The organism is Pseudorhodoplanes sp. (genome assembly GCF_050250235.1).
Classification (GTDB): Bacteria; Pseudomonadota; Alphaproteobacteria; order Rhizobiales; family Xanthobacteraceae; genus Pseudorhodoplanes.
The window spans coordinates 1-14,842 of record NZ_JBFWPA010000069.1 but is presented as its reverse complement, the minus strand read 5'-3'; the positions used below and the strand labels follow the sequence as shown (position 1 = coordinate 14,842).

General features: G+C 64.8%; 14 protein-coding genes. 1 reads left to right on the top strand and 13 read right to left on the bottom strand.

From position 1 onward, the window contains the following. Positions 1-136: 136 nt before the first annotated feature. From AB7F49_RS24605 to AB7F49_RS24545, 13 genes are all read right to left on the bottom strand, one after another. The gene (locus AB7F49_RS24605) at positions 137-790 is read right to left on the bottom strand and encodes a protein-L-isoaspartate(D-aspartate) O-methyltransferase (protein WP_428527283.1); all 654 of its coding nucleotides are present in this window, start codon (positions 788-790) and stop codon (positions 137-139) included. Positions 791-885: 95 nt separating this feature from the next. Further along, the gene (gene surE, locus AB7F49_RS24600; RefSeq protein WP_428527281.1) at positions 886-1,650 is read right to left on the bottom strand and encodes a 5'/3'-nucleotidase SurE; all 765 of its coding nucleotides are present in this window, start codon (positions 1,648-1,650) and stop codon (positions 886-888) included. Between the two features lie 149 nt (positions 1,651-1,799). Next, positions 1,800-3,224: a serine--tRNA ligase gene (gene serS / locus AB7F49_RS24595; protein ID WP_428527279.1), complete on the bottom strand. Its 1,425-nt coding sequence runs from the start codon at positions 3,222-3,224 to the stop codon at positions 1,800-1,802. A 447-nt stretch (positions 3,225-3,671) separates the two neighbouring features. Beyond that, positions 3,672-4,493, bottom strand: a complete 822-nt coding sequence (gene tatC, locus AB7F49_RS24590) for a twin-arginine translocase subunit TatC (RefSeq protein WP_428527277.1) — start codon at positions 4,491-4,493, stop codon at positions 3,672-3,674. Beyond that, entirely contained in the window at positions 4,490-4,993 is a 504-nt protein-coding gene (gene tatB, locus AB7F49_RS24585) for a Sec-independent protein translocase protein TatB (RefSeq protein ID WP_428527275.1), read from the bottom strand. Before tatB ends, tatC begins: the two co-directional genes overlap by 4 nt. A gap of 80 nt (positions 4,994-5,073) precedes the next feature. Beyond that, positions 5,074-5,322, bottom strand: a complete 249-nt coding sequence (locus tag AB7F49_RS24580; RefSeq protein ID WP_428527273.1) for a twin-arginine translocase TatA/TatE family subunit — start codon at positions 5,320-5,322, stop codon at positions 5,074-5,076. A 71-nt stretch (positions 5,323-5,393) separates the two neighbouring features. Next, positions 5,394-6,500: an ABC transporter ATP-binding protein gene (locus AB7F49_RS24575; RefSeq protein ID WP_428527272.1), complete on the bottom strand. Its 1,107-nt coding sequence runs from the start codon at positions 6,498-6,500 to the stop codon at positions 5,394-5,396. Next, positions 6,501-7,217 (bottom strand): SMC-Scp complex subunit ScpB, encoded by a 717-nt coding sequence (gene scpB / locus AB7F49_RS24570; protein WP_428527270.1) that lies wholly within the window; start codon positions 7,215-7,217, stop codon positions 6,501-6,503. A 73-nt stretch (positions 7,218-7,290) separates the two neighbouring features. Further along, positions 7,291-8,106, bottom strand: coding sequence for a segregation and condensation protein A (locus AB7F49_RS24565; protein WP_428527268.1), 816 nt, complete (start codon positions 8,104-8,106; stop codon positions 7,291-7,293). After that, positions 8,106-9,134 (bottom strand): beta-N-acetylhexosaminidase, encoded by a 1,029-nt coding sequence (gene nagZ, locus AB7F49_RS24560; RefSeq protein ID WP_428527266.1) that lies wholly within the window; start codon positions 9,132-9,134, stop codon positions 8,106-8,108. The genes AB7F49_RS24565 and nagZ overlap by 1 nt, the downstream gene beginning before the upstream one ends. A gap of 47 nt (positions 9,135-9,181) precedes the next feature. Beyond that, positions 9,182-11,017 (bottom strand): SPOR domain-containing protein, encoded by a 1,836-nt coding sequence (locus tag AB7F49_RS24555; protein ID WP_428527264.1) that lies wholly within the window; start codon positions 11,015-11,017, stop codon positions 9,182-9,184. 129 nt (positions 11,018-11,146) lie between these two features. Then, positions 11,147-12,937: an arginine--tRNA ligase gene (gene argS / locus AB7F49_RS24550; RefSeq protein WP_428527262.1), complete on the bottom strand. Its 1,791-nt coding sequence runs from the start codon at positions 12,935-12,937 to the stop codon at positions 11,147-11,149. A 65-nt stretch (positions 12,938-13,002) separates the two neighbouring features. Continuing rightward, positions 13,003-14,208, bottom strand: coding sequence for a deoxyguanosinetriphosphate triphosphohydrolase (locus AB7F49_RS24545; protein WP_428527261.1), 1,206 nt, complete (start codon positions 14,206-14,208; stop codon positions 13,003-13,005). Positions 14,209-14,328: 120 nt separating this feature from the next. Between AB7F49_RS24545 and erpA the strand changes: the two genes are divergently transcribed. Next, positions 14,329-14,655: an iron-sulfur cluster insertion protein ErpA gene (gene erpA / locus AB7F49_RS24540; RefSeq protein ID WP_428527259.1), complete on the top strand. Its 327-nt coding sequence runs from the start codon at positions 14,329-14,331 to the stop codon at positions 14,653-14,655. The last annotated feature ends 187 nt before the right edge of the window (positions 14,656-14,842 follow it).

The window sequence follows — 14,842 nt, the reverse complement described above, 5'->3', positions numbered from 1 at the left end:
AGCGAGGCGAGTTAAACACCGGCGGAGTAAATAAGGCTTTAAGCGAAGGCGAGGCGTCAACCTTAATGGACTTGCCAGGCAGCGCAGAACAAACAACGTTTACAATTGCTTGCGCGTCTTGTCGCTTGAGCCTGGCCTACAGCTCCTTCGCCCGCCCCGGCAGCAGCGGCACGAAGCGCACCGCGATCAGGTCCTCGCGCTCAAGCCCGGCAGGCGTATTCCTCAACCGCACGATCTGCTGCGGTCCGTTGCGTGGTCCGAGCGGCAGCACCATGATTCCATCATCGGCAAGCTGGCCGGTCAGCGCATCGGGGACCGCCTCCGCCGCCGCGGTGACGATGATGCGGTCGAACGGCGCAAGATTTGGCGCGCCCTCGAAGCCGTCGCCCAGGATCACATCGATATTGGTATAGCCGATACGGTCGAAGGTCTTGCGCGCCTTCTCGGCGAGCGTGCGGTAGCGCTCGATCGATACCACATGGGCTGCGATGCGCGACAGCACCGCGGCCTGGTAGCCGGAGCCGGTGCCAATTTCGAGCACGCGATGATGCGACTGCAGTTCCAGCAATTCGGTCATGTAGGCGACGACGTAGGGCTGGCTGATGGTCTGGCCGCAATCGATCGGCAGCGCGTGATCCTGGTAGGCCTGCGCCCGGGTATCCTCACTGACGAACATCTCGCGCGGTACTTCGTCCATCGCGCGCAGCACCGCCGCATCGGTGATGCCGTGCCGCCGCAGCGACAGCAGGAATTCCATCCGGTCGATATTCTTGTTCTTCGACGGCCACATCGCTTCGGCCTCATGAACAACTCTCTCCGCTCATTCCCGCACCCGGGTCTACGCTTCGCGTAGCCGAGTGCGGCACGAGCGGGATAGATTTCACCCTAATCAAATCCGTCCGCAAGCCGCGTCATGAAGTCGTGGTCGGTCTGGTCGAGCCGCAGCGGGGTCACCGAAATGCGGTTCTGGGCCAGCGCCGAGAGATCGGTGCCGTCGACCGGGGTGGGCTTGCCCTTGCGGGAAAACGCGATCCAGAAATACGGGTTGGTTCGCCCGTCGAAGCGCGGCTCGATGCGCAGCAATTCCTGGTCGCGCTTGCCCTGCGCGGTCACCGCGATGCCTTGGACGCCGTCGGCGTGGCAATCGGGAAAATTGACGTTGACCAGCGAGCCTTTGGGGATCCCGGTCGCCAGAATCTTCCGAACCACGTCCGGCCCGAAGCTGCGGCCGGTATCCCACGGCGGCGCGTCGCGGTTGCCCGGCCCATAGGCCTGCGACAGCGCGATCGAGGGGATGTTGAGCACGGTGCCTTCGAGCGCGCCGGCGACGGTGCCGGAATAGCCCACGTCTTCGGCGACATTCTGCCCGCGATTGACGCCGGAGAGCACGAGGTCCGGGCGCCGTTCGGTCATGATGTGGCGGACCGCCATGATCACGCAATCGGTCGGCGTACCCTTCACCGCAAAATGCCGCGGCGTCACTTCGCGCAGCCGCAGAGGATCGTTGAGCGAGAGCGAATGCGAGACGCCGGAATTGTCGGTTTCCGGCGCCACCACCCACACGTCGTCGGACAACGCGCGGGCGATGTCCTCGCAGACCTTCAGCCCCTCGGCGTGAATGCCGTCGTCGTTGGTGACCAATATCCGCATTTAAGAACCTCGCGTCCCCGACGCGGCGCAGCGTGAAACGGTGCGCCGCAGAGCCGGGACCCATGAAACGCTACGATAAAAATATGGGTCCCGGATCAGCAGCGCATCACTTCGTGCTGCGCAGCATCCTGGACACGAGACCTGCATTCTCATGTCTTCTTCTCGATCACTGTCATGCCGCCCATATAGGGCTTGAGCGCGTCCGGCACCAATATCGAGCCGTCGGCCTGCTGATAGGTCTCCATCACCGCAATCAGCGCGCGCCCGACCGCGACGCCCGAACCGTTCAGCGTATAGACAAAGCCCTTCGCCTTGCCGTCCTTGCCCTTGTAGCGCGCGTTCATGCGGCGCGCCTGGAAATCGCCGCAGACCGAGCAGGACGAGATTTCGCGGAAGGCATTCTGGCCCGGCAGCCAGACCTCGATGTCGTAGGTCTTCTGCGAGGCGAAGCCCATGTCGCCGGTGCAGAGCGTGACCACGCGATAATGCAGGCCGAGCCGGCGCAGCACTTCTTCCGCCGACGCGGTCATGCGCTCGTGCTCGTCCATCGCCTGTTCGGGCGTGGTGATCGAGACGAGTTCGACCTTGGTGAATTGATGCTGGCGGATCATGCCGCGCGTGTCCCTGCCCGCGGCGCCGGCTTCAGCGCGGAAGCACGGCGTGCACGCGGTGAGCCGCATCGGGAGTTTGGCTTCGTCGGTGATGTCCTCGCGAACGAGATTGGTCAGCGGCACTTCGGCGGTCGGGATGAGCCAATAGGCGTCGCGATTTTCGAGCGCCGCTTGGATTCCTTCCAGCGCTGCCTGGATTGCCGGCATCGATGCATCAGGACTTAAAACGTCCGCTGTATTCAATTGCCAAACATCAACATCGATCACTTTAGATGCGTGGAACTGGTCTTCCTTAAACTTCGGCAGTTGAGCCGTGCCGAACATCGCGTCATCGCGCACCAGCACCGGCGGATTGACCTCGGTGTAGCCGTGCTCCTGCGTATGCAAATCGAGCATGAACTGACCCAATGCGCGCTCAAGGCGCGCAAGGCCGCCGGTCAGCACCACGAAGCGCGCGCCGGAGAGTTTCGCCGCCAGTTCGAAATCCATCATGCCGAGCGCTTCGCCCAGTTCGAAATGCTGCTTCGGCGTGAAGTCGTTGCCCTGCGAATCCTTGTAGTCGCGCTTCGCTCCAAATTTATGATGCTCGATGTTGCCGTGCTCGTCGGCGCCGTCCGGCACCTCGTCGAGCGGCAGGTTCGGCAGTTCGGCCAGCGCCTTCTGCAGCGCCTCGTCGGCGGCCGTCGCGTCCGCCTCTAGCTTCGGCTGCGTCTCCTTCAGCGCGTTGACCTCGGCCATCAGCGCATCGGCAATGTCGTTGCGGCCGGCCTTCTTGGCGCCGCCGATTTCCTTGGAGGCCGCGTTCCTGCGCGCCTGCGCGGTCTCGGCCACGGTGATGGCTGCGCGGCGCGCTTCGTCCAGTCCGACAAGCCGTTGCGCGGTGCCCTTGAAGTCGGACTTGCGGCGCATCAGACGCCGGTCGAACTCGGCCGGGTTGTCGCGGATCCATTTGATGTCGTGCATGGCGGTTTCCGTACCTGATTCTCGTTACGGCCAGCCTCGGCGCGCGCCGTCGGCCCTGTTCTTTAAGACGCGGGCGCGTCTGTGTCCCTTTTTCCGTCCCCGCACAAGGCGGGAGATGGAGCGCCGGGAGGCGCCAGGGCGTTTGCGAGACGCCCTTTGGCGGACCAATGACGCTGGCCCGCCGCGCACTCACGGCCCGTTCCGGTTACCCGGAGGGACCGCTTTCGGAGTGCGCGGGCCCAATAACGCTGGACCCTGCGCCTCCCGGCGCTCCACTTAGCCTGCTGCTGTTTCATGACACGGCAGCGGGCCTGGATCGAACGAAGATAAGGCGAGTTTCGGCGAGGGGGATAAGTCTTTCCGGTGCGAGCAAACGCCCTCACCCGGCTCGCATCTGACGATGCTCGCCACCCTCTCCCCGTAAACGGGGAGAGGGAACAAAGAGCCCTACCCGCCCGCGCCTTCCGCCGGCGTCGCGCCGGTCGCCGCCTGCGGTGGCTGCGCCTTCTTCTCCACCATGCGCGCCGACCAGATCGAGCCCTCGTAGAGCAGCATCAGCGGCACCGCGAGCGACAGCTGGCTGATCACGTCGGGCGGCGTCAGGACCGCGGCCAGCACGAAAGCGCCGACGATGAAATAGCGGCGCTTGGCGCGCAACTGATCCGAGGTGATGATGCCGACGCGGGCCAGCAGCGTCAGCACCACCGGGAGCTGGAACGCGGCGCCGAAGGCGAATACCAGCGACATCATCAGCGACAGATATTCGCCGACCTTGGGCAGCAGCGCGATCTCGGCCTGCCCCTCCCCGGTCTGCTGCATGCCGAGCGAGAACCGCACCAGGAGCGGCATCACCACGAAATAGACCACCATCGAGCCAAGAAAGAAGAAAATCGGCGTCGCGATCAGATACGGCACGAAGGCCTGGCGCTCGTTGCGATAGAGGCCGGGCGCGACGAACATGTAGATCTGTCCGGCGATCACCGGGAAGGCGATGAAGGCCGCGCCGAACATCGCGATCTTGAGCTGGGTGAGGAAATATTCCAGCAGCGCGGTGTAGATGAATTTCGAATTCTCGACGCCCGCCACCCATACGAACGGCCAGACGAGAATGTTGTAGATCTGCTTGGCGAAGGCGAAGCAGAATACAAACGCGATGGCAAAGGCGATCACCGCCTTGATCAGGCGCGAGCGCAATTCGATCAGATGGTCGAGCAAGGGCGCCTTGCTCTGCTCGATCTCGTCGTCTTCCTCGGGCTTGCGGTTGCTCATGCCGCGCCGCTCCCGCCAGGCTTTGCGCTGTCAGGCTTGATATCAAGGGGCGCGTCGGCAATGGGCCCATCGGTCGCGGGCGCATCTGCCACCGCCGGCTCGAGCATGGCCGGACGGTCCAGCTCGACTGCCGGGGCTCCGGCGGAAGGCTCGATCGCGCCGGGATCGGCGGTCGTCACTGCCGTCTCATCGGCGACTTTTTCGGGACTCGGCGGCTCGCTTCCGAGCGCGGCCTCAACCTCTTTCTGCGCAGTCTGGAGCGGATTGCTGAACGCCGAGGTCGCGTTGGCACTGGCCTCGTCGAATTGCCGCTTCAGGTCAGCAACCTCGGCCTCGCGCATCGCCTCGCGGAACTGATCCTGGAAGTCCGACGCCATGCGGCGGACCTTGCCCATCCAATGGCCGAGCCCGCGCAGCACGCCGGGCAATTCCTTCGGCCCGATGGCGATCAGCGCAACCATGCCGATGATGACAAGCTCGCCCCAGCTGAAATCGAACATGGACCTTCAACTCCAAGGGGCGCCCAACCCTTTCGGATGGCGCCCCTTCTCACCGCGAGCGTCGGCGGTGCCGTCCTGCCTCAGACCGTACCCTCGAATTTCTTCTGGGTCTCTGCCTGCTGCTTCATGTCGGTGCCGGCATTGATGGTCTTCATCGGATCGCCGGGCTTCGGATCGGCCTTGGCGGTGTCATCCTCGGACATGCCCTTCTTGAAGGCCTTGATGCCCTGCGCCATGTCGCCCATCAATTCGGAAATCTTGCCGCGCCCGAACAGGAGCAGCACCACGACCAAGACGACGATCCAGTGCCAGATGCTGAGTGAACCCATGACGCGTAACCTCCGGGAGGCGCGCCTGTGTTTCCTCAATGAGGCGGGGCACGCCGGGACATGACCGGAAACTAGGCTTGGGACGCGGCAAAAACAAGGACTTCGGCCGGATCGCATTCGAGGCGCAGATCATCGTTAACCTGCGGAATGGCGGCCCGCAGGAGGCGGCCTTTCAGTGGAGAATCAAGGCCTTCAACCGCGACTTCGACCAGATCGACATGGCCAAGGAACTGCCGATGCTGGATTCGGGCCCGCGGGCCTGCCCCGCCATTGCGGATGCGCAGCGCTTGCGGCCGGATTGCGACGACCGCGCGCGCCGCCTCCGCGATGCCGGGTGCGGCAAAGCGCCCGACCGCGGTCTCGGCGAATCCGCCGCGCACGGTTCCCGCAATCTCGTTCAGTTCGCAGAAGAAGCGGGCTACGAACAGGCTGCAGGGACGCGTATAGATCGCCTCCGGCGCTCCGGTCTGAATCAGCGAACCGCCATGCATCAGCGCGATACGGTCGCCCATCCGCAGTGCTTCCTCGGGGTCGTGGGTAACGATGATCGAGGTCACGCGGGCTTCGCGCAGCACGTTCAGAGTATCGTCGCGAACCTCGTCTCGCAGCCGGCGATCGAGGCCCGAGAACGGCTCGTCCATCAGCAGGACGCTTGGCCGCGGCGCGACGGCACGCGCGAGCGCAACCCGCTGCTGCTCGCCCCCAGACAGCATGTGGGGGTAGGACGACGCATGCGCAGCAAGTCCGACCCGATCGAGCGCACGCATCGCCTCGCGTTCCGCTTCCGCACGAGGCAGCGATTTCAGCCCGAACATGACATTGGCAAGATTGGTCAGATGCGGGAACAGCGCGAAGTCCTGGAACATCAGGCCGACGCCGCGCCGTTCCGGCGGGAGAAAGCCCGGCCCGCCCGACACGTCGCGATCATTGATCAGGACCCGGCCCTGGCTCGGCTCCTCGACACCCGCGGCAAGACGCAGCAGCGTGGTCTTGCCACAGCCCGAGCGGCCTAGCAGGCAGACGATCTCGCCGGGTTCGATGGCGAGCGAAACGTCGCGCACCGCGACAACCTCGCCGTAGCGATGGGTAATGCGGTCGAAGGACAGCTTCGCCGCGATCGAGGCGGGTGTGCGCCCGGCCTCGACGCGCTTGGGTCCTGCGCCCGCGCGCCCGGCCATCTACTCCTCGGGCTGATCCGCACGCGGCGCGAGCCCCAGATCGAGGTCGCCCGGCTCGAGCGGATCCTCGTCATCGCGCAGCGCCGGGTCATCGCTCGGCACCGGCACCGAGAAATTCGGCGGCAATTGCCCATCCAGCATGCCGGAGCCCTTCAGCTCATCCAGACCCGGCAGATCGCCGAGCTGCTCCAGCCCGAAATGGGAGATGAACGCTTCGGTCGTGCCATAGGTGATCGGACGTCCCGGCACCTTGCGGCGCCCGCGCGGGCGAATCCATCCGGTTTCGAGCAGCACATCAATGGTGCCCTTCGACATGGTGACGCCGCGAATATCCTCGACCTCGGCGCGCGTGACCGGCTGGTGATAGGCGATCACGGCAAGCGTCTCGATCGCCGCGCGCGACAGCTTGCGCGGCTGGATCGCCTCGCGCGTCAGCAGCCATGACAGGTCGTTGGCCGTGCGGAACGCCCATTTGCCGTTGACCTTCACCAGATTGACTCCGCGCGGAGCATACTCATCGCGGAGCATCTGCAGGGTCTGCGCAAGCTCGACTTCGGCCGGCAGACGTTGCGCGAGCGTCTTCTCGTCGAGCGGCTCCTTGGAGGCGAACAGCAGCGCTTCCAGGATGCGCAATTCCTCCGGCCGAGCCTGCGGCGACCGGATCGCATCCGGTGCGTCCTCGTCCTCGTCCATCAATTTGCGGGCCAAGCCTTGCATCCTTCTGTCACTCCCTCTCCGACCGGCGAAAGCTGCGGTCGAACAGCCTGAAATTCTGGTTCTGCCTTTGACGCTAATGCGCTACCGAACCGTTATTATCCGGATTCTTGGCTTTGCTCTTGCGGATATAGAGCGGCGCAAATGCAGCATGCTGCTGCAATTCGATCGCGCCCTCCCGCACCATCTCAAGAGCCGACGCGAAGCTCGATGCGGTTACGGTCGCCACCATCGACGGTTCAACCAGATAGGCGATCAGGAACTGGTCGAGCCGGTTCCAGTCGTCTGTGGCGCCGATCAGCCGCTCGATCTGCTCCCTCGCTTCGGCGAGCGTCCAGACCTGACGCTTCTTGAAGCGAACCTGACTCAGCACGCGCTTCTGCCGCTGCATCGAATACGACGAGAGCAGATCGTAGAGGCTCGCGGTCCATTGCGGATGCTTGATATTCTTGATCGGCTCCGGCGCGCCCCGGCTAAAGGTGTCGCGATCGAGCTGCGGAAGTTCGAGAAGCTTCTGTGCGACCTGCCGAAATGCCTCGAGCCGCTTCAACCGGAAGGCGAGCGCCGTCGCCATGTCCTCGGCGCTTTGGCCCTCGGCCTGCTTCTCGTCAGGCAGCAGCAGGCGCGATTTCAGATAGGCCAGCCATGCCGCCATGACCAGATAGTCGGCGGCGAGTTCGAGCCGCAACCTGCGGGCCTGCTCGATGAACGTCAGATACTGGTCCGCGAGCGCGAGAATCGAAATCTTCGCGAGGTCCACTTTCTGCTGACGCGCGAGCGTGAGCAGCAGATCGAGCGGGCCTTCGAAGCCCTCGACATCAACCACCAGCGCCGGCTCGTCGATGCCGCGCTCCGTCATTTCGGTCGCGAACGGAATGATCTCGGCGCTCATCAGGCGATCGCTCCGGTCGCGGGTTCACGCATCAGGTCGGCAAAGCGGGCGCGGGCCGCCGCAATGTCGATCTCGCTTCGCTGCGCCCGCAGCGCGAGCGCGTCATCGGCGCGCGCCGCCGCCTCGCCCGACAGCAGTGGCGCCGCCTCCGCAACCTGCCGCATCTCGTCGAGATTTCCGTTGCAATGGAGGACGACGTCGCAGCCGGCGGCGAGCGCGGCGCGGCTGCGCTCGTCCAGCGTGCCCGACAAGGCTCCCATGGAAACGTCATCACTCATCAGCAGTCCCTTGAACCCGATCGATCCGCGAATCACCTCGCGGATCATTATCGCCGATGTGGTGGCCGGTTGGACGGGATCGATGGCGCTGAACACAACATGTGCGGTCATGCCGAGCGGCAGACTTGACAGCGGTCGGAAGGCCTCAAAGTCGGTCGCTTCAAGTATCGCGCGACCGGTATCCACGACCGGAAGTTTCAGGTGGCTGTCCGCGGTCGCCCGCCCATGTCCGGGCAGATGCTTGACCACCGGGATCAGGCCTGCGCTCATTAGTCCGTCGGCCTGAGCGGCCGCCAGCGCCGCAACCTGTTCCGCGGTGTCACCGAGCGCCCGGTCGCCAATCACGCTGTCCGCGCCTTCGACGGGAACATCCGCCACCGGCAGGCAATCCACGTCGATCCCCAGCCTCGAAAGGTCCTCGCCGATCAGCCTCGCGCCGAGCCAGGCTGCGGCCTTGCCGCGTGACGGATCAGCGGCATAGAGCGCCGCATACGCCGCGCCCGGCGGGTAAACCGGCCAATGCGGGGGGCCTAGCCGCTGCACCCGGCCGCCTTCCTGATCGACCAGAACCGGTGCGTCCCAGCCCACGATGTTGCGGAACCCGTTCGTAATGGCGCGAACCTGTTCCGGGGCCTCGATGTTGCGCTTGAACAGGATCAGTCCCCACGGCGAAGCTTCCCGGAAGAAACGCGCCTCCTCCCGACTGATTGCCGTTCCGGACAAGCCGGAGATGAATGCGCGCGCCGTCATCGGCGCGGCTTAGCCGTTGCGCAAGTCGGGGGTCAAGCGACCGGGGCTCAGTTCCGCTGGACGACGCATTGCCCGCCTGCCGCCTTCAGGTTCGAGCAGAATTCACTGGCCTCGCCCTGGCTCTGGAACGGAATCTGCGCCCGGTAATAGGTTCCCCGATCACCCAGATCGGCGCGGCGAATCACCGGCTGGCGGCTGCCAAGGACGGACGGAAATTGCTGCTGCAGAGACCGGAAGGACGCCTGCGCATCGGCTTCGCTGCGCTGTGAAGTCACCTGGACCGCGTAGGGCCCCGCCACAGCTTGACTGGCGCCGCTCGAAATCGGCGTGGGGAATGGCGACGCCCCGCCCGAACCCGCGCCTTCCGAAGCCGGGGCGTTTGCCGGTCGCGCCGCATGCCGCTGGGGCGGCACCGACCCGGTCGGCGAAAGTGCCAGAGGTGCGGCACCGGCATCGTTCTCCTGCGCCGCCGGAGCGACAGCGCGGGCGGAGCGTGGAGCGGTCGCCGGTACCTCGGCCCCACGGTCCGGCTTGATTGGCACCGTCCGGATGCGCTTCGGCTCGGCGGTGACTGGCCGCGCGCCCTGCGACGCGGCCGAAGAACCATCGGACGGCGGCGCCACATTCGCACTCGCCGGCGGGAAAGCCTGCGGATTCTGACCGGCAAGCCACGGCGAAATCACGCGCGGCTGTCCCGGAGCGGCCTGCTGGACCGGCTCCTCCTCACGCGGCACGATCCGCTCGGTCTTGACCCCGACCCGATCCTGAATCGGCTTGGCGCTCGGGTCGGTCGCGGGCACGATCTTCGAAGGCTTGGTGTCGGCCTTGATCACCGGCGGCGGCACAGGCGTACCGGCGCCGCCGAACATCGCACGATAACCAAACGCCGATGCGGTCCCGACCACGGCAAGTGCGAGCACGGCCAGAACAGTGACCATGCTGCCCCGCCGCTGTTGCGGCGCGCGTCGATTTGAGGCCGGCGCGACTGCGGGCGCGACCTCGGACCCATAATATGATCCGCCATAGTTCTGTGCGCCATCGCCGTAACCGGCATAGGGACCGGACACGGGATGGGCATGCGGTGCAGCCGCATGAGACGATGCCGGCATATATTGCGGACGCGTTGAGTCGAAATTCGGCTCCGCAAAGTGCGGGTGCGAAAATCCGTCGGCCGCATCCTGATAGCGGGGGTCCGACGCATAGGCATCGGCGTAACGCGGATCGGTCTGGGGCTGGTTCGTATACCGTCGATCGGCATAGGACCGCGATGCATCGTCGTCGTAATGCCGATCCGCGTGGCGCGCATCCGCATATCGCGGATCGCCGTAGCCTGGATCAGCGTAACCCGGATCAGCGTAACGCGGATCATTTTGACGGGGGTCTGCATAGCGCGGATCGGAATAGCGCGGATCATATCGTGGATCGGCATATTGACCCTCAGGCCCCGCATAACGAGGCCCGGCATATGACGTCTGAGAGCCCGCGCCATAATCACGATCGGCCTGAGGCGCCACGGCGTCGTAGCGTGGATCGTATGGCTCGTTGTCATAGCCATGGCCGGACGGGTAGCCGCCAGCAGCATATGCAACTGGCGCTGCATCGTCGGGGTAGGCGTAGGACCCGCCATGCGGCGTAGCGTCCCGCGGATCATCGTCTCGGTGCCGGACCGGGTTCGGCAGGGTCCAACCCTGATCGGGATCGCTCGCACCGCCATAGGGAGCGCGCAAGCCATTCTGCCGATACGACGGCGCCGACTCGTTTTGCTGTCCGATCAGCCGGGCCAGCTCGGCCAGCGGGTCGCCCGATGGCGCACCCGCCTGCGGCCGAAGCCGCTGAGAGATTTCGTTATCGCGATTTCCGCGACTGCGATTGTTGTCCGCCATCCTGCGACCTTCTTCGACCGGGCCGGTTTGATGCGACCATTCCCTCCGGCCCCATCAATGTCGACTGTTACAGAGCGGCGTGCCCTTCGAGGCACTCATCCCCAAGCGAACCTGCCGCTGCACGCGACGTCACCGCATCTCCTCCGGAGCCCCAACACCAAGCAGAGCCAGACCCGAGCCGAATACGGCGACGACGGCCTGAACCAGAGCCAGGCGCGCCACGGTTAACTGTTCATCATCTTGTCTAATGAAGCGTAAATGAGGCAAGCTTTTTCCCTGGGTGAAATGGGCATGAAACTCGCTCGCCAATTCATACAGGTAAAATGCGATTCGGTGCGGCTCATGGGCCTGGGCGGCGGTTTCGATCAGCCGCGGGTACAGGGCGACCTTGCGGATGAGCGCCATTTCACCCGGATCGGTCAGCTTCTCGATCGCAGCCCCTGACAAAAGCGCGATCCGGCCCTCGGCGGTATCAGGCAGGTTCGGGAATGCTTCCCGCGCGTTGCGGAACACCGAATGCCCGCGGGCGTGACCGTACTGGACGTAGAAAACCGGATTGTCCTTGGACTGCTCGATCACCTTGGCGAGGTCGAAATCGAGCGGCGCGTCGTTCTTGCGGTACAGCATCATGAATCGGACGGCGTCGGACCCGACCTCGTCCACCACCTCGCGCAAGGTCACGAACTCGCCCGCGCGCTTTGACATCTTCACCGGCTCGCCGGCGCGCAACAGCTTCACGAGCTGGACGATCTTCACATCGAGGCTGGCCTGCCCCTTGCTGATCGCCTTCACCGCCGCCTGCATGCGCTTGATATAACCGCCATGATCGGCGCCCCACACGTCGATCATGTCGCGGAATCCGCGGTCGAATTTCGATCTGTGATAGGCGATGTCGGAGGCGAAATAGGTGTAGCTGCCGTCCGACTTCATCAGCGGACGATCGACATCGTCGCCGAAATCGGTGGAGCGGAACAGCGTCTGATCGCGGTCCTCGTAGTCCTCGACCGGCGCGCCTTTCGGCGGCGGCAGCCGGCCCTCATAGACTTCGCCGTCGCTCTTCAATTGCGCAATGACGGAGCCGACCTTGTCCTCGCCCTCGATCAGCGAGCGCTCCGAAAAGAACACGTCGTGCTGCACGTTGAGGGCCGCAAGGTCCGCACGGATCATCGCCATCATCATGTCGATCGCGGTCGTGCGAACGATGGGAAGCCACTCATTTTCCGGCTTCTGGTCGAGGTCGCGTCCGTAATTTTCGGCAAGCGCCGCGCCAACCGGCTTGAGATAGTCGCCAGGATAAAGTCCCTCCGGGATTGCGCCGATGTCTTCGCCCAGCGCCTCGCGGTAGCGCAGATAGGCCGAACGGGCGAGCACGTCGACCTGCGCGCCGGCATCGTTGATGTAGAATTCGCGCGTGACATCGAAATCCGCGAAGGCCAGAAGGCTTGCCAGCGCATCGCCGAACACCGCACCCCGGCAATGGCCGATATGCATCGGCCCGGTGGGATTGGCGGAGACATATTCGACATTGATCCTGGCGCCCTGCCCCATCGTGCTGCGGCCGTAGCCGCTGCCGGAGCGGATGACCGCGCGAAGCGCATCGAGCCAGGTCGCGTGCTTCAGCGTCATGTTGATGAAGCCGGGCCCCGCGACATCGACCTTCTCGATCAGCGGATCGGCCCACAGCTTTTCGGCCAGCGCATCGGCCAGTTCTCGCGGCTTCCGGCCAGCGTCTTTCGCGAGCACCATGGCGGCGTTGGTGGCCATGTCTCCGTGGCTCGCATCACGCGGCGGCTCGACCGTGATCCGCGCGAGATCGATCCCCGCCGGCAGCATCCCGGATTCGATCAGCGCCTCGTTCGCACTGATTACGCGCGCGAGCATGGTGGCAAACAGGTTGTCGGATCGGGTGTCGTTCGCCATTGGCCTGCCGTCAACTCCGGGGCGCGCCACAAGCGCGTTCACGCGCGCTTCAATTGCGGCGGCTGCTAACGCAGTTCGGGGGTCGAGTCAAAGAAGCGCCGGTGCTCCGCGAGCGCAAACCGGTCGGTCATGCCGGCGATGAAATCGCCGACCCGAAGCGCGCGCGCCGCGTCGTCCGCGCCGGCAAGTCCGGTCCGCCATTCCTCCGGCATGTCGCCGGGAGAATGGAGAAAATGCCGAAACAGATCATGCAGCACGCCTTCGGCTTCCCGCATCACCCGCATGACGCGGTCATGACGATACATTCGCGGATACAGGAAATCCTTAATGGCGCGCTCGGCCTCGGTCATGGCATCGGAAAATGCGATGACCGGGCTCGTGGCATCGCGCACCTCCTCGACGGACAAGGGCGAGATCGCCTCCAGGCGGCGAGTCGATTCAGCCGCCACATCCTCGATCATCCAGGTGATCAGCCGGCGGATCATCTCATGGGTGAAACGCGCAGGCTCCAGCCCAGGATGCCGGCGCCGAATCTCGCGCGAAATTCCGCCCGCGAAAGGTACGGCCTCCAGGTCCTCGATGCGAAACAAGCCGGCGCGCAGTCCATCGTCGATGTCATGGGCATCGTAGGCAATGTCGTCGGAAATCGCCGCGACCTGCGCCTCGGCGCTGGAATAGCTCCAGAGCTGCAAATCGCATGCTGACCCGAAATCGGCGATGGCGCGGGGCACGCCACGTTCGCGATAGCGGCCGACGGCGTTGCCGGCGCGGTCGGTGAGCGGCCCGTTATGCTTGACCAGTCCCTCGAGCGTCTCCCAGGTGAGGTTGAGGCCGTCGAAATCGGCGTAGCGGCGCTCCAGCGAAGTCACCAGCCGCAGCGCCTGCGCGTTGTGGTCGAAGCCCCCGTAGGGCTTCAGTTCGTCGTCCAGCGCACGCTCCCCGATATGCCCGAACGGGGGATGCCCCAGATCATGCGCAAGCGACAGCGCCTCGGCGAGGTCCTCGTCGAGTCCTAGAACGCGCGCGAGCGAACGAGCGATCTGCTGCACTTCCAGGGTGTGGGTGAGCCGCGTCCGATAATGGTCGCCTTCGTGGAACACGAATACCTGGGTCTTGAACTTGAGGCGCCGGAACGCGGCAGAATGGATGATTCGGTCGCAGTCGCGCCGGAAATCGTTGCGGCTCGGGCTTGGCGGCTCGGGGACGAGCCTGCCCCGGCTCAGGGCCGGATCGGAGGCATAGGGTGCGCGCGGGGCCGACTGGATCGCCATGATGCCCGTGTTTACGGACCCATGCGCCGGGCGCAAGGCCCACGCAACCGGCTCCCGCTCGGGCCATCGGCACCGGTGGCGCGATTGACGGAGAGCGGCGGCGCACCTAACTATCGGGTCATGACCGACGTCACCATCACCGAACGCGCCGTCTCGAAGGTCGCTGCGATCCTGTCGAAGGAACCGGCGGGCGCGATGCTGCGCGTCAGCGTCGAGGGCGGAGGCTGCTCGGGCTTTCAGTACAAGTTCGACGTCGAACGCGAGCGCGCCGACGACGACCTGGTGCTGGGCCGGGACGCGGCCACGATCCTCATCGACCCGGTTTCCGTCGGTTTCCTCGCCGGGTCAGAGATCGATTTCGTCGACGACCTGATCGGCGCTGCCTTCAAGATCAATAATCCGAACGCCAAGTCGTCCTGCGGCTGCGGGACCAGCTTCTCGCTGTAGTCGTCATTCCGGGGCGCGCCGCCCCGGAATGACGGAAAATCAATTCACCTTCAGCCCTGCCTTCTTCACGAAATCACCAAAGGTCTTCAGCTCGGTCCTGATCAGCGCACCCAACTCATCCGGCGACATCGGCATGGTCTGCACGCCGATCCAGTCGAGCTTCTCGCGCAGCGCGGGAGCAGCGAGC

Coding starts and splice junctions, on each gene's coding strand:
- argS (WP_428527262.1), bottom strand. CDS start 12,937: ATGGCGAACGACACCCGATCCGACAACCTGTTTGCCACCATGCTCGCG.
- AB7F49_RS24605 (WP_428527283.1), bottom strand. CDS start 790: ATGTGGCCGTCGAAGAACAAGAATATCGACCGGATGGAATTCCTGCTG.
- tatC (WP_428527277.1), bottom strand. CDS start 4,493: ATGAGCAACCGCAAGCCCGAGGAAGACGACGAGATCGAGCAGAGCAAG.
- tatB (WP_428527275.1), bottom strand. CDS start 4,993: ATGTTCGATTTCAGCTGGGGCGAGCTTGTCATCATCGGCATGGTTGCG.
- AB7F49_RS24575 (WP_428527272.1), bottom strand. CDS start 6,500: ATGGCCGGGCGCGCGGGCGCAGGACCCAAGCGCGTCGAGGCCGGGCGC.
- AB7F49_RS24545 (WP_428527261.1), bottom strand. CDS start 14,208: ATGGCGATCCAGTCGGCCCCGCGCGCACCCTATGCCTCCGATCCGGCC.
- surE (WP_428527281.1), bottom strand. CDS start 1,650: ATGCGGATATTGGTCACCAACGACGACGGCATTCACGCCGAGGGGCTG.
- erpA (WP_428527259.1), top strand. CDS start 14,329: ATGACCGACGTCACCATCACCGAACGCGCCGTCTCGAAGGTCGCTGCG.
- scpB (WP_428527270.1), bottom strand. CDS start 7,217: ATGCAAGGCTTGGCCCGCAAATTGATGGACGAGGACGAGGACGCACCG.
- AB7F49_RS24565 (WP_428527268.1), bottom strand. CDS start 8,106: ATGAGCGCCGAGATCATTCCGTTCGCGACCGAAATGACGGAGCGCGGC.
- serS (WP_428527279.1), bottom strand. CDS start 3,224: ATGCACGACATCAAATGGATCCGCGACAACCCGGCCGAGTTCGACCGG.
- nagZ (WP_428527266.1), bottom strand. CDS start 9,134: ATGACGGCGCGCGCATTCATCTCCGGCTTGTCCGGAACGGCAATCAGT.
- AB7F49_RS24580 (WP_428527273.1), bottom strand. CDS start 5,322: ATGGGTTCACTCAGCATCTGGCACTGGATCGTCGTCTTGGTCGTGGTG.
- AB7F49_RS24555 (WP_428527264.1), bottom strand. CDS start 11,017: ATGGCGGACAACAATCGCAGTCGCGGAAATCGCGATAACGAAATCTCT.